This window comes from Chitinolyticbacter meiyuanensis (assembly GCF_008033135.1).
Lineage (GTDB): Bacteria > Pseudomonadota > Gammaproteobacteria > Burkholderiales > Chitinibacteraceae > Chitinolyticbacter > Chitinolyticbacter meiyuanensis.
Genome location: NZ_CP041335.1, coordinates 528,306 through 542,874, shown reverse-complemented (window position 1 = coordinate 542,874; position 14,569 = coordinate 528,306). Strand labels below are relative to the sequence as shown.

10 protein-coding genes are annotated in these 14,569 nt (G+C 65.3%); 3 read left to right on the top strand and 7 right to left on the bottom strand.

What is annotated here, in order from left to right; genetic code table 11:
* Positions 1-12 precede the first annotated feature (12 nt).
* From FLM21_RS02490 to pilG, 5 genes are all read right to left on the bottom strand, one after another.
* Positions 13-5,952: an Hpt domain-containing protein gene (locus FLM21_RS02490; protein ID WP_148714048.1), complete on the bottom strand. Its 5,940-nt coding sequence runs from the start codon at positions 5,950-5,952 to the stop codon at positions 13-15.
* A 63-nt stretch (positions 5,953-6,015) separates the two neighbouring features.
* Complete coding sequence (locus FLM21_RS02485; protein ID WP_148714047.1) at positions 6,016-8,175, bottom strand: methyl-accepting chemotaxis protein; 2,160 nt, start codon at positions 8,173-8,175, stop codon at positions 6,016-6,018.
* Positions 8,176-8,199: 24 nt separating this feature from the next.
* On the bottom strand, positions 8,200-8,709 hold the full coding sequence (locus tag FLM21_RS02480) for a chemotaxis protein CheW (RefSeq protein ID WP_148714046.1): 510 nt from the start codon (positions 8,707-8,709) through the stop codon (positions 8,200-8,202).
* 34 nt (positions 8,710-8,743) lie between these two features.
* A complete protein-coding gene (locus FLM21_RS02475; protein ID WP_148714045.1) occupies positions 8,744-9,106 on the bottom strand; it encodes a response regulator in 363 nt (120 codons plus the stop codon).
* A gap of 26 nt (positions 9,107-9,132) precedes the next feature.
* Positions 9,133-9,519 carry a twitching motility response regulator PilG gene (gene pilG / locus FLM21_RS02470; protein ID WP_148714044.1) on the bottom strand — a complete coding sequence of 129 codons (387 nt, stop codon included), beginning with the start codon at positions 9,517-9,519 and terminating at the stop codon, positions 9,133-9,135.
* A gap of 245 nt (positions 9,520-9,764) precedes the next feature.
* Here pilG and FLM21_RS02465 point away from each other — a divergent pair, with 245 nt between their 5' ends.
* Positions 9,765-10,877, top strand: coding sequence for an MGDG synthase family glycosyltransferase (locus FLM21_RS02465; protein WP_148714043.1), 1,113 nt, complete (start codon positions 9,765-9,767; stop codon positions 10,875-10,877).
* 1 nt (position 10,878) lies between these two features.
* The gene (locus tag FLM21_RS02460) at positions 10,879-11,808 is read left to right on the top strand and encodes a phosphatase domain-containing protein (RefSeq protein ID WP_148714042.1); all 930 of its coding nucleotides are present in this window, start codon (positions 10,879-10,881) and stop codon (positions 11,806-11,808) included.
* Between the two features lie 4 nt (positions 11,809-11,812).
* Here FLM21_RS02460 and FLM21_RS02455 read toward each other — a convergent pair whose 3' ends face one another.
* On the bottom strand, positions 11,813-12,253 hold the full coding sequence (locus FLM21_RS02455; protein WP_148714041.1) for a MarR family winged helix-turn-helix transcriptional regulator: 441 nt from the start codon (positions 12,251-12,253) through the stop codon (positions 11,813-11,815).
* Between the two features lie 46 nt (positions 12,254-12,299).
* Entirely contained in the window at positions 12,300-12,725 is a 426-nt protein-coding gene (locus FLM21_RS02450) for an organic hydroperoxide resistance protein (RefSeq protein WP_148714040.1), read from the bottom strand.
* A gap of 192 nt (positions 12,726-12,917) precedes the next feature.
* Between FLM21_RS02450 and FLM21_RS20720 the strand changes: the two genes are divergently transcribed.
* Positions 12,918-14,534: a methyl-accepting chemotaxis protein gene (locus FLM21_RS20720; RefSeq protein ID WP_187360054.1), complete on the top strand. Its 1,617-nt coding sequence runs from the start codon at positions 12,918-12,920 to the stop codon at positions 14,532-14,534.
* Positions 14,535-14,569 lie beyond the last annotated feature (35 nt).

Sequence of the window (14,569 nt, the reverse complement as noted above, 5' to 3'; positions counted from 1 at the left end):
CCCTTGTTTTCTTTACTGCTGCGCCACGAAGTGACGGATATGCCCCAGCAGTTCGTCTTCCTGGTACGGTTTGCCCAGGAACACGTTCACGCCCAGATCGAACGCATAGTTCTTGTGCTTGTCCGCGGTGCGCGAGGTGATCATGATGATCGGGATATCGCGCGTGCCTTCGTTGGCACGTACGTTGCGGGTGAATTCGAAACCATCCATCCGCGGCATCTCGATATCGACCAGCATCACCGCCGGCTTCACGTCGCCCAGCTGCTGCAGGCCATCGACCCCATCCTTGGCCGTCACCACCTGATAGCCTTCGCGCGCCAGCAGGCGGCCGGTGATCTTGCGCACCGTCAGCGAATCGTCGACCACCATCACCACCGGTGACGTCTGCAACTGCTCCGGCGCCGCTTGGCCGATCGATCCACCACCCGCAGCCACTTCACCGCGATCCAGCAACGCGATCGGGTTCAGGATCAGCACGATGTCGCCGTTACCCAGCACGGTGGCACCAGCCACACCCGAGATCCGGGCGAGCTGCGGGCCGATGGCCTTGACCACGACTTCAACGTTCTTCACCAGCTCGTCGACGTGCAGCGCCATGCGGCTGGCACCGGCACGCAGCAGCAGCACGGTGGAGAAGCGCTTCTGTTCCGGCACGGTCTCGCCGTCGCCCAGCAGGCGCGGGAAGTAGGCGAACGGGTAGCTCGACCCCAGCCACTCGGCCGAACGCGTCTCGTACAGGTGGGCCAGCGCCTCCTGCTTCAGTTCCTGGACCTGCTCGATCATCACCGACGGAATCGCATAGAGGCGAGTGCCTGCCTTCACCAACAGCACCTGAGTGACGGCCAGCGTCAACGGCAGGTGAATGGTGAAGGTGGTGCCCTGGCCAATCACGCTGCCCACCTCGATGCGGCCGCCGAGGTTGCTGATTTCGTTCTTGACCACATCCATACCGATGCCACGGCCGGAGAGCTGTGTCACCGCGGAAGCGGTGGAGAAGCCCGGCTCGAAGATCAGCTGCATCAGATCGCGCTCGTTGAGCTTCTGCTCGGGCGTGATCAGGTTGCGTTCCAGACCCTTGGCACGGATCTTCTCCAGATTGAGGCCACGGCCATCATCCCTGATCGTCAGCACCAGCTCGTTGCCTTCCTGGCGCACCTCGAGCTGGATTTCACCGAACTCAGCCTTGCCGGCAGCCAGGCGCTCGTCGGTGGTCTCAAGGCCGTGGTCGATGGCGTTGCGCAGCATATGCTCGAACGGCGACACCATCTTTTCCAGCACCGAACGGTCGATCTCGACGCGGCCACCCTTGAGTTCCAGGTTGACCTTCTTGCCCACTTCCTTGCCGGTCTGGCGAATCAGCCGATACAGGCGATCGGACACGCTGCCAAACGGCACCATGCGCACCCGCATCAGGCTCTGCTGCAGCTCCTTGGTCATCCGCGCCTGCGCGGTCAGCGCCAGCGACGATTCGTCCAGGTTCTTCAGCAGGTTCTGCTGGATGGTCGAGACGTCATTCACGCTTTCAGTGATGAAACGCGTCACTTCCTGTAGGCGGGTGAAGCGGTCAAACTCCAGCGGGTCGAAGTTCTCGTGCTTGCCCTCGAATTCCTTCACCCGGGCCTGCATCTGCGATTCGGCCTGGATTTCCAGTTCGCGCATCTGGCCACGCAGGCGGGTCACGTTTTCCGTGAGATCGAGCAGCGAGCTCTTGAGCGCCAGCATTTCCGATTCGATCCGCGCGCGGGCGATCGACACTTCACCGGCCTGGTTGACGAGTTCGTCGACCAGTTCCGATTTCACGCGGATCGTTGCCTTGGCTTCCGGATCGGCAAGGCCCGCCACCACCGTCTGCGGCATGGCGGCAGTCGGCTGGGCCAGGCCCGGCATCGCTTGCGGTGCGGCCGTGGCCTGTGCCGGCGCAGGTTTGCCGCGGCCGGTCAGATCGTCGAACAACGAGGAAATCAGATCGTAATCGAGCTCCAGCTCGTCGAGCAGCGCCTGTGACAGCGTTTCGCCGGTGGCCAGCAGCCGCGACTCCATCCGGTGCGTCGCCTCGCCGATGCGCATGGCACCCGACATCCGCGCGCTACCCTTGAGCGTGTGCAAGGTCCGCTTGAGCTCGTCGGCCTGATGGGCATCGCCCTGGTGCAGGCCGCGCAACTGTGCGCCAACCGCTGGCAACAGCTCGTCGGCCTCCTCGACGAAGATCGGCAGCAGCTGGTCGTCGATATCGTCGGTCAGCGCGGCTTCAAGCTCGGTCTTGCGATCGGCCAGCGTGAGATTGTCGCTGCCGAGGATTTCCTCCAACGCCGATGGCGTCTCGTCGATCACGGTCAATTCGGCCGGCGGCACGTCATCGCGCGATGGCTCGGTCCGGAATTCGGTTTCCAGCGCGGCAGCCAGCTCGGCAATGTTGTCGAGGCTGGCCGGCGCGGGCTCGGCCACCTCGAGTTCTTCATCCAGGCTGACCAGCAATGCGTCAGCCTCTGCCTCGGGCGGGGCAATGCTGTCGAACGATGGGGCCGGTTCCGGCTCGACGGCTTCAACAACGGGCTCGGTGGCATCGAGTTCGATGCTGAACGATTCAGCCGCTTCTGCTTCTGCCGGCAGCGGCGCCGACTGCACGTCGTCAAGTGAAACCGACAGCGCTTCGGCTTTCGCCTCGACTGCAGGTACCACTTCGTCCCAGCTCAGGCTGGGCGCCGGGGTTTCCTGGGCCGGCACGTCGAAGTCGTCGAGCGCAATGGTCAGCGCCTGCAGCTCTGGATCAGCCGGTTGTGCTTCGTCCATCGGCACCGGCGTTGCCACATGTGGCTCAACGACGGTTTCGCTATCGAGCTGCAACGCGGTATCGAGCAGCGCTTGAAACGGAGCCAGCGGATCTGTGGCGGGCTCTTCCACACTGACCTGATCGGCTTCGCCCAACTCGATGGCCGGCACATCCAGCATCAGCGCATCAAGCGAGATTTCTTCCGTTGCGGCGCCCTGCGTCTCGTCGACCGACTGGGACGCATCAAGCAGTTCCGGCAGGTCGAGCGCCAGGCCTTCCAGCGGGTCTGCCTGTTCCTCGATCAGCGCTGCAGACTCGACGATGACCGCCGGTTCGACCGGCACATCGGCGGCGAATGCGTCGTCCGCCGGATTGACATCAAGCACACCGGCCAGCGCATCCTCGAACGCCGGCGGGCTGGCCGGGGCGGCCCCATCCAGCAGACCCAGATCACCAAGATCGAATTCGGCTTCGGTCTGGGCTTGCTCCGGCTCGGTCGGCAGTTCGAAGGCCAGTTCGTCACCGGCCGGTGCGGCGTCGAGCGTCGGCGCCAACGACTCGTGCAGCGCATTGAGCGCAGCCAGTTCTTCGTGCGGATCGGCCGGCGCATGCAACGCCAACACGTCGGTCAGCATGTTATCGACACGGGCGATGGCCGCCTGCAGTGTTGCGGCGTGGGCCGGCACGCGATCGCCGAGCTCCTGGACCGCGTGCTCGAGCGCATAGGCGAGCTCGCCCAGCGGGCGGAAGCCGGCGGTAGAGGCAATGCCGCCCAGCGTGTGCGCGGACAGCAGAAAATCGGCGGCCAGCGCTTCGCCGCGGTTCAGGCGCGAGGCGCCATCGTTGAGACGCTCGCGGTGATGCAGCGCCTCTTCGCGGAAGATGGCGAACAACGTGTTGGAAACAACGACATCGCCGATTTGGGTTTCGCCGTCAGGCGGCACCACATCGGCGGCAGCCATTTCGACCACGGGCTCGGCTTCGGCCGGCTGCGGCGCCTGATCGGCACCGTGGCGCAGGCGATCGGCGCGGTCGGTCAGCTCGTCGGCATCAACCTGGGCCGTGCCGCTGCTGGAGAGCTCGCCCACCCAGCGGGTGAACGCAGTGTGGGCATCGGCGATCAGGTCCAGCAAGCCGGTCGAGGCCGGGTGTTCCAGCTGCAACCACTTGTTGAGCACCTGCTCGATCGCCCATGCGGCTTCGCCCAGGTGGTTGAGCCCGACCATGCGGCCGCTGCCCTTGAGCGTGTGGAAACCGCGGCGGATCACCGTCAGTGCTTCGCGATCAGACGGGGCGCCACGGCTGCTTTCGAGGTTCTCGGCGATGGTGGCCAGCACCTCGACGGCTTCCTCGAGGTACACGTCGAGCAGCTCGGCATCGACCGCGGCATCCGACTGCGGCAATGGCCGCGGCGGTGCAGCAGGCTCGGGCAGCGGTTCCGGCTCGGCAGCAGCCGGGCCAATCGGCGGCTCGGCTTCCAGCGTGGTGGTCAGTTCATCCGGCGTGGTATCGATTTCGCTGGTACCGGCCAGGCGCGCCAGCGCCGGGCCAATCAGCTTGTCGGCCTCGTTCTGATCACGCTCAAGCGCATCCACATAGAAACCAAGGCTGGACAAGCCTTCGGCCAGTTCTTCCAGCTGCTCGCCACTCGGCGTTTCCTCGCCGGAGGCATAGCGCTGGATGCGCTGTGCGCACAATTGCAGCAGCAGTACGGCCTCGGCGCGATCAAGCATCATCAGCGCGCCCTGGAGCTGGCGCAGGCTGCCATCGAGACGCGTCAGGTCCTGAGCGCGCTCCGGATCGCGGAAATAGCCATCCAGCGTTTCCTCGATCGTCTGCAGGTTGCTGCGCATTTCCTGCGCGAGCTGGGCCAGCAGCAGTTTTTCCTGCGCCGCACGGCTGACTGCGTCGAGCTGCGGCACGGCGGTATCGGCATCGGGCTGAGCCAAACGCTGGCGCATCGCCTGCGCTTGATCGGCAAAATCAGGGGCAATCTGTGGGTAGATGGCGAGGGCGTTGTCGGCGAGCAACAGCGCAGTCGCCATTTCCAATGCGTCGGATTCGTTGATGCGGCTGTGCTTCAAGCGCTCGCAGGCTTCGGCCACACCGAGCCACAGCTCGTCGAGCCCTTCGATCTTCAGCTCGCGCGAACGCTCGGCAAGGCGCTGCAACTCACCCGCCAGTGCGGGCAGGCGCTCCGCTTGGCCAGCGGCGACGCGGCTCCATAGCTCCTTGGCCGTCGCGAGCTCGTCGCGTAGCGCGCGGGCTTCGCGGCGGTGCGCCTCAGCCTCGGGGCTGAGCGCATCACCGTAGAAATCGGGCTTGAGGGTTTCGAGGCCAAAGGCACGCGCCAGATGACCGCCGAGGTGGTTCGGATCCTTGGCATTGGCCAGTACATACAGCAGATCGCGGAACAGCCGCTCGGCCACCTTGCCCGAGCCGTCGGCGAGACGGCGCAGCTGCAGGTTGAGCCGCATCAGCAGCAGTTTGGGATCGAGATCGCAGGCGAATGCTTCGCGCGCCACAGCGTCGAGCACGCCGGCCGCCGACCACCAGAAGGTACGCACCACGCCGCCGCTTTGCGAGGCGGCAAGCTCGGACAGCGCGCGGCTCATCGCCACGGCGGCCCCCGCCTCGCCACTGCGCAGCCAGTGCAGCAGGCCCGCTTCGAAACGGGTGCGCTGCTGCTTGACGAAGGCGGGCCAGTTGGTCGCATCGATCTTGCGCGCGGGCAGGCCGCCCGGCAGCGTCAGATCGGACAATTGCGGGAAGAACAGCTCGGAACCGCTGCCGCTGCCACGCCGGGCGGCGGCCAGTTCGGCGAAGCGCGGCGCCAGCGTCAGCGGCACATTGGGTGCACCGGCTGCAATGCGGTCGAGGTAAAGTGCGGCATCGGCCAGCGCCGCCTGCGCGAGCTCGGCAGCGGCCGGCTCGGCATCGCCGCGCCCCAGCGCGGCCACCAGCTGCTCGACTTCCTCGCAGAAGCGGGCAAGGCCGGCGAGCTCGACCATTTCCAGTGCGCCAACGGCTTGGTGCAGATGGGTTTGGGCGTGCTTGAGGTGGGCGGAGTCCGCTTCGGACGCGTATTTCTTCAGCGCCTCGCCGGCGCGGGCCAGCGTCTGGTCCAGCTCACCCTTGAGCCAGACCAGCGAGCCCTGATCGAATTCGGTGTGCACGCTCATGCTTTGTTCTCGTACGGTTGCAGGGCGTCTGTGGGTACCGCGCCGCGGCCCCCCTGGCTAGGTTCAGGACAGCTTGAAGCCGGAAACCGATTCCTTCAGCTCCTGCGCAAGGCCGGTCAGCTGGCCCACGGCAGCGGCCGACTGGCGCGTGCCCTGCGAGGTCTGTTCGGTAATGCCCAGAATGTCGCGCATCGACGTGTTCACGCGTGCGGCCAGGGCAGTCTGGTCTTCCGTTTCGCGGGCAATCGACTCGATCAGGCGCGCCAGCTCGTCGGTAATCCGGCGGATCTCGGTCAGCGCGGTGCCGGCAGCGTCGGACAGCTTGGCCCCTTCGACCACGCCTTGCGTCGACACTTCCATGGCTGCCACGGCGTCATGCGTATCGGTCTGAATGGTCTTCACGATGGCACCGATCTGCTTGGTCGCCTCGCCCGAGCGCTCGGCCAGTCGCTGCACTTCCTCGGCCACGACCGAGAAACCGCGACCGGCTTCGCCAGCTGCAGCGGCCTGAATGGCTGCGTTCAGCGCCAGCACGTTGGTCTGCTCGGTAATGTCCGAGATCAGTTCCACGATTTCGCCGATCTCCTGCGAGCTTTCGCCCAGGCGCTTGATCCGCTTGGCGGTCTCCTGGATGTGCTCGCGGATTTCGTTCATGCCCTTGATCTGGTTCTGTACAGCATCGGCACCCTTTTCCGAGGCAACGAGCGAGCTCTGCGCCACGCGGGCCGATTCGGCCGCGCTGTGCGACACGCCCTGGATCGAGCGCACCATGTGCTCGACGTTCTGGTTGGTGTCGACAATCTCCTGCGACTGGCGCTCGGCAGCGGCCAACAGCTCGCCCGAGATCGTTTGCGCCTCGCCAGTTGCGCGGTTCACCTGGTCGGTGGCGCGGTTGATTTCGGTAATCAGCGAGCGCAGCTCTTCAATGGTGTAGTTGATCGAGTCCGCGATGGCACCGGTCAGATCCTCGGTCACCTGGGCACGTACGGTGAGGTCACCGTCGGCCAAGTCCGACATTTCGTTCAGCAGCCGCAAAATGGCTTCCTGGTTCTTCTTGTTCTCCGCTTCCAGCATCAGGCGACGGCGCAGCGATTCCTGGTTGAACACGCGGATCAGGAAGTAGAGCGCCGCGAGGGCCACCACGATCAGCAGCAGTTCCAACACGGTGATCACGGTGTTGCCGGCGGTGTTTTCGTACACGTCGGCCAGTTGCTGGGTTTCCTTCAACAGCTTGTCCGATTCACGGACGATGGACTGGTTGGCCAGACGGGTGTTGACCAGCGGCTGCATGTTCTTGGCAAACGAGGCCACCACCGTCTCGAAGTCGCCGAACAGCTTGCTAATCTCGTTCAGGCGCTCGACCATCGCCGAGCTCGGCACCGGGCGCAGCTGCAGCTCGTCGTTGCCATCGACGAAGCCGGTAACGATCTCCTTGAAGGTCGACACGTCCTTGCCCAAGAGGAACACCACCTCGGGGTTGATCAGCTCACCGGCCAGCATCGCGTTGGCGTTCTTGGCCATCCGCTGGCTCAGCATGGACAGCTGGTTGGCGTAGTCCAGCTCGCGGATGTTGCCACCGCCCTCAGCCAGCATGGTGGTGAACTGCTGCGTCATTTCCAGCAGCTTGGCATCGTTGGCGTTGATGCCGGACACGCTCTTGCCCACGGCAATCAGCGCGGGCTTCTGGTCGACGATGGTCTGCACCGTCGGCCGGCTCGGGTTAGGGCGGTAATTGGTATTCCAGGTGGTCTCGACCGAATCGAGCAGCTCGCCCGGATGGCGGGCCAGCCAGCTGAACAGCGTGCGCGACTTCAGCTTTTCCAGGTTGTCGTTGAACTGGGCATACGATTGCTCCAGCACCGAAAAGCCTTCGGGCGAACCCTGCACCGCCTGAGTGGAGGCCCGCGCGATCCGCTGCGACAACATCTGCATCTCGGTCGCGATCGAGCGGCGTTCGCTATTGATACTGGTCGACTGGAAGGAGAGGAAGGCCACCAGCGCGAACAGCAGCACGGCGCCGATCATGGTCAGCAGCAACAGCGCCATCTGCTGGCGGCTGGGCAGGTGGCCGATGAAGGGCACGGGCTTGAGCAACTTGCTCTCGTCCGCTTCCGGCAGGCGGATGCGCTCCAGAATCCACGTGGTCTTGAGCGGATCGTACTTGCTCTTGGCCGTGCTGCTGGCGTTGCCCTTGCCGAACAGCGACTTCATATTGAATGCCATTTTCCTCTCCCGATCCTGCTGTTTTTAGATCCCGGCCTGCAGGAAGGCCGCTTCGGTTGCGAGTTTGGGAATATCCAGCACCTGCCACTCGGTGCCACCGGCATCCTGGTAACGGGCACCGGCCCAGGGTGCATCACCGTGGGCCGTAATTTCGGTCAGATCCGCCAAGTGCTTGAGGCCCAGCATGCGCTCGACCAGCACCGCAGCGTGCGGCAAGTGGCGCGGATGCAACAGGATGAGCCGATTGGCGGGGTTGGCGACAAGGCCGGGGCCGCCGAAGAAGGTGGACAGATCGCTGACGCTGACCAGGTTGCCGCGGATATTGGCGGTGCCACGGAACCATGGCTGGGCCAGTGGCACGGCGGACATCGTGGGCACCGGCATCACCTCGGCGACATCGGCAAGGTCAAGCAGCCAGTTGCGGTCGTACACACGCACGCCGAGGCGTGCGTCGACCTGCGCAGTGGCCGCTGCCGTCTTCAGACGTGCGACGACGCCTTCCTGGTATTCACGCAGGCTGATGCGCTTGGCCATGTGCCCTCCCCCCGTTCTTGTTCTGTGGTACGCGTTACAGCGCAGCGATCTTGGTCAAGAGTTCCTGCGGATCGACGGGCTTGACCACGTATTCGGCCGCGCCCTGGCGCTTGCCCCACACCTTGTCGGTTTCCTGATTCTTCGACGTGCACATGATAATCGGAATGTGCTTGGTCGCCTCTTCCCGGCTGATGGTGCGGGTGGCCTGGAAGCCGTTCATGCCGGGCATCACCACGTCCATGAGGATAAGGTCGGGCATGATGTCCTTGACCTTCTCGACCGCTTCTTCGCCCGACTCGGCCGTCACCACCTGGTAGCCGTTCTTGGTCAGCAACTCGCCGAGGAAATGGCGCTCGGTGGGGGAGTCGTCGACGATCAGCACTTTCTTGATGCTCATTGCTTGCTTCCTAGTCTGTAGCGGGTTCAGGCCGCGCTCTGCACGTGCGCACCCACGGCGGCGAGCAGGCTGTCCTTGGTAAACGGCTTGGTCAGGTATTCGTCCGAGCCGACCATGCGGCCGCGCGCGCGATCGAACAGGCCGTCCTTGGACGACAGCATGATCACCGGCGTGGCCTTGTAGCGGGGATTCTTCTTGATCAGCGAGCAGGTCTGGTAACCGTCGAGCCGCGGCATCATCACGTCGACGAACACCACGTCCGGCTGATGGTCGCTGATCTTGGCCAGCGCATCGAAGCCGTCTTCGGCGAGGATGACCTCGCAGCCGGCCTGGCCGAGGAAGATCTCGGCGCTGCGGCGTATGGTGTTGCTGTCGTCGATGACCATCACCTTGATTCCGGCGAGATTCGACATGGACTCCTCCTTGAGGGCCGCTCTGAATTCGTATTGTGTTTGACCGGCCGGCCCGCTTGCGTCCAAGCATAGCGTGGAGGACGCATAGGGCGCCAGCATGCGCACGATCATACCGATGCCATGATAAATAAGCCAAGGCTGATAGGCATGCGGTTGCGCCACGCCGAACAGCGTCGCATCAGCGCACTTTGCAGCAGCCGGCATGGCGTGGACAATGACCACCCCATTACATTTTTCTTACCACCATGTCGATCCTGCTGCTGCATGCCACCGCCGGTGCCGGCCACACCCGCGCCGCCCAGGCCATCTCCGCTGCGCTGGCCCAGCGTGGCGATACAACGCACCGCGTCGTCGATACGCTGGACTGCACCACGGCGTTCTTCCGCAAGATGTATACGCAGGCCTATATCGACCTGGTGCAGAAAATGCCGGCGCTATGGGGCTATGTGTACGAGCGCACCGACGCGGTAAAGCCCACCTCCAAGACTGCACGCAACCGCTTGGCCTTCAACAAGGTGAACAGCCGCACCTTCAAGCACCTGATCGCCGAGATCGCCCCGACCGCCATCGGCTGCAGCCACTTCCTGCCATTGGAGCTGCTGTCCGACCTCAAGGCGCGCGGCAAGCTCGCCGTGCCGGTGCACGCGGTGATCACGGACGTCAGCCCGCACGCCTTCTGGATCTACCCGCACATCGACCATTACCACGTCGCGACACCGGACGGTGCGCGCGAGCTGGTGCGCAAGGGCGTGCCGGCCGAGCGCATCTCCGTCACCGGCATTCCCATCGATCCGGTGTTCGCTGCACGTACGCCAGCACCAGCCGCCCGCGCTGCACTGAGCCTGCCCGAGCAACCCACGGTACTGCTGCTCGGCGGCGGCTTCGGCGTCGGCCCCACTGCCGCGATGCTGGCGTCGTTCCGCGAATGCGCCGTGCCGTTGTCCATCGTCGTGGTCGCCGGCCGCAACGCGGAGCTGAAGGCCGAGTGCGAGCGCCTCGCCACCGAACTGCCCATCAAAGTCACCGTGCTTGGCTTCGTCGACTACATCCATCAATTGATGGATGCCGCCGACCTGATCGTGACCAAGCCCGGCGGGCTCACCACCAGCGAAATCCTGGCCAAGGGCAAGCCGATGATGCTGGTGGCGCCCATCCCCGGCCAGGAGCAGCGCAACTGCGAATACCTGCTGGAGAACGGCGCGGCGGTGCGGCTATACGACGGCGCCGACGCCTGCCACCACGTCAGCCGGCTGCTGGCCAATAGCGAGCGCCTCGGCGCGATGGGCCGCAACGCACAACGCATCGCCTACCCGGACGCGGCACAGGCAGTGGCCGCGGCCCTGCAGGCAGTGGCATGACATGCGCTGGCTCGCGGGAACGCTGCTGATGTGGAACGTGTTCGCCTGGGCGGACGACCCGCTGCATAACACTGTCGACGACGCGGTACTGGGTGCGAACGGCTACCAGCTCTCCGGCCGCGTCACCGAGGCACGTGCCGCGGCACATGCAGGCAGCAACGGCTTCAAGACGCTGTACCGCAGCGCCCGCCAGTTGCTGACCGATGGCGAGGAGGCGGTGGTCGAGCTCTCGATCAGTGACTATCAGTGGCGCACTCATGTCGACAGCCAGGGTTACTGGCTGCTGGCGCAGGACACGCCACTGCCGCTGGCGCCGGGCTGGCACGCAATGAGCAGCATTCCGCCGGCATCCAGCACAGCGCGCCTGTTGGTGCCGCATCCGGACAACCGCATCGGCATCATCTCCGATGTCGACGACACGCTGGTGGTCTCGCAGGTGAACGCCAAGTCAAGCTTGCTGCGCAACAGCCTGATGCGCCCGGCGGAAGGGCGGCAGGCCTTCGCCGGCACTGCCGAGCTTTACACCCGCATCGCCGCGAGCAACCCGCAGCCAGCGACCATGGCGGTGTTCTACCTTTCTGCGTCGCCGCGCCAGTTCACCGACAACCTGCGGCGCTTTCTCGCCGCCCAGGCGTTTCCGCAGGGCGTGCTGTTGACCAAGCGCTGGGGCGAAGGCTCGCTGACCGACCAGCGCAGCTACAAGACGGCGCGGCTGGAAGCGGTGCTGGCGGCGCTGCCCAAGGTGCGGTTCTACCTGTTCGGCGACGATGGCGAGCAGGATCCGGAAATCTATGACCAGCTGCGCCAGCGATATCCGGACCGGATCGCCGGCATCTGGATCCGCCGGGTAAACCCCAATCCCGCGCGGCCTCGCCTGCCGGACCAGGGCGACCTCGGCGCGCTCGCCGCCGATCCCTCGCTGCTGCGCTGAGCGCTCAGTCGGCGCGACCCGCAGCGGTGGTCAGCTTGTCGAGCAGGCCCACCAGCTCGGCGGCCTCGCCCGCATCCAGCCCAACGCGCTCCAGCATCGCGGCGGGCACTTCCGCCGCCCGTTCGCGCAAGGCACGGCCGGCGGCGGTCAACGTTACCGCCAGTTCACGCTCGTTGTCCGGCCGGCGGGTACGCGCCACCAGGTCGAGCGCCTGCAGCCGTTTCAGCAGGGGCGTGAGCGTGCCCGAATCCAGCCGCAGCCGCTCGCCCAGCTGCTTCACCGTCACGCCATCCCCTTCCCATAGCACCAACATGGCGAGGTACTGCGGATAGGTCAGGCCGAGCTCGGCGAGCAACGGCTGGTAGCAACGCGTCATCAGTCGCGAGGCGGTGTAGAGGCGGAAACAGAGCTGGGCGTCGAGCCGCAGCCAGTCAGGCGTGGTCATCCAGGCAATCCGGCAAAGGGCCCGGCGGATTGCCGGGCCCGCGATTTCACGCCACGGTCACGGTGACGTCAACATTGCCGCGCGTGGCATGCGAGTAAGGGCAGATCTGCTCATGCGCAGTGCGGGCGAAGGTCTCGGCCTGTTCGCGGGCAATGCCCGGCAGCGACAACTCCAGCGATACCGCAAGACCGAAGCCGCCGGCCTCGCGCGGGCCGATGCTAACGCGCGCAGTCACGCTCGATTGCTCGATCTTCACCCCGGCCTGGCGCGCGACGAAACGCACGGCCGACTCAAAGCAGGCAGCGTAGCCCGCGGCAAACAGCTGCTCCGGGTTGGTCGCCTCGCCGCCGGGGCCGCCCAGCGCTTTGGGCACCGCCAGCGCCACATCGAGCACCTGGTCCGACGATTGCACGCGGCCTTCGCGGCCACCGGTGGCACGCGCTTCGGCGGTATAGAGGATCTGGCTGGGCATGGTGTTCTCCTGAGGGTATGGGGAAGGACTTCCAAGGGGCATCTCAAACATAACGCACAAATAAATTGCACACAATTTATTTGTGCGTCCTCGGACGAACGGTGCGGCGCAAGACTTCTTTACATTGGGATGACGGACGCCATGCAATGATGATCGCAGAGCCGAAATACGGCCGATGCAGGGGGCAAAGAGATGACACTGTCGAAGCAAATGGCGTTCTCGCTGGGAGGCGCCTTCATTCTGTTCACCATCGCCACGCTGCTGGCATTGGGGGCGCTGCTCAAGACCTCGACCGAACTCGACGATTTCGTCGAGCACTACCAGGCCGAGCTGATCGCGGTGAATGCACTGGAAGAAGCGGCCAGCCGAAGCAGCACCGCCATCCGCAGCTTCTTCGTCGATCCGGCCAATCCCGCCGCGATGACCATCCTCAAAGCCGTGCCGGCCGAATTCGATGCCGCCCGTGCCCAGCTCGCCAAGCTCGTTGCCGGCGATGCTGCGGGTGAAGCGCGGCTGCAGAAGGTGGTGGCGCTGCGTGGCCTGCAGCAAAAGATGCAGGATGAGATCGCGCTCTATATCGACAACGGCCAGCTCGACGTCGCCCGCGAGAAGATCAATACCGAGGAAGCAGTGAAGGCCTCGCAGCCGCTGACTGCCGAGCTCAATGCCTGGGCCAGTGAGGCACGCCAGCGCGTGGCCGAGCGCCACGGCGAGCAAAAGCGCGCCAACGCCACAGCGCTGACGCTGTCCGCCTTGCTCACCATCGCTGCCATCGTGGTCGGGCTGGTGCTGGGCCTGCGCATCCAGCGCACCGTGATGGGCCAGCTCGGCGGCGATCCGGCCGACGTGCGCCGTGCCATGCAGGCGCTGGCCGAAGGCAACCTCGCCAATCGGGTGACCGTGAAGACCGGCGATCGCAGCAGCGTGATGGCCACCGTGGAAGAAGTGCGGCAACGCCTCGCCGACATGATTCGCTCGCTGCGCGAGAACGCGCTCGACCTGGATCGCGAAGCCGAGCGCATGAGCAGCACCGCCAGCCAGCTCTCCAGCGGCGTTCGCACCCAGACCGATGCAGCCGCCAGCATGGCGGCGGCGATCGAGGAAATGAGCGTGTCGGTGAACCATGTATCCGACAACGCCGCCAGCGCTCACCAACTGGCCGACGATGCCGGGCGCCGCGCCGAGGCCGGCAACCGCGTGATCACTCGTGTCGGCGGCGAGATCGACCAGGTGGCCACGACCATCACCGCCGCCGCACAGCGCATCGATGAACTCGGCAGCGAGGCCGACCGTATTTCCAGCATCGTCGCCGTGATCAAGGAGATCGCCGACCAAACCAACCTGCTGGCGCTGAATGCCGCCATCGAGGCGGCGCGCGCCGGAGAGACAGGTCGCGGCTTCGCCGTGGTCGCCGACGAGGTACGCAAGCTGGCCGAGCGCACCGGCCGGGCCACGCAGGAAATCGGCGAAATGATCGCCACCACGCAATCGCGCTCGCGCGAAGCAGTCGGCACCATGCAGTCGGCGGTGGCCCAGGTCACCGCCGGCGTGGCCGGCGCACGCGAAGCCGGCGCTGCCATCGGCGAGATCCAGTCCGGCCAGCACGAGCTGGAGGCGGTGGCCAACGACATCTCGCTCGCGCTCAAGGAGCAATCGAGCGCCAGTCAGGACATCGCGCGCAATGTGGAGCGCATCGTGCAGATGGCGCATGCATCGAGCCAGGCCGCCGAGGACAGCAGCGGCGCGGCGCGGCGGCTGCAAGCGCTGGCGCATGACCTTGGCAGCAGCGTGCAGCGCTTCACGCTGTAGCGCAGCCCGACATCGCAAAAGGCCGGGTCACCCCG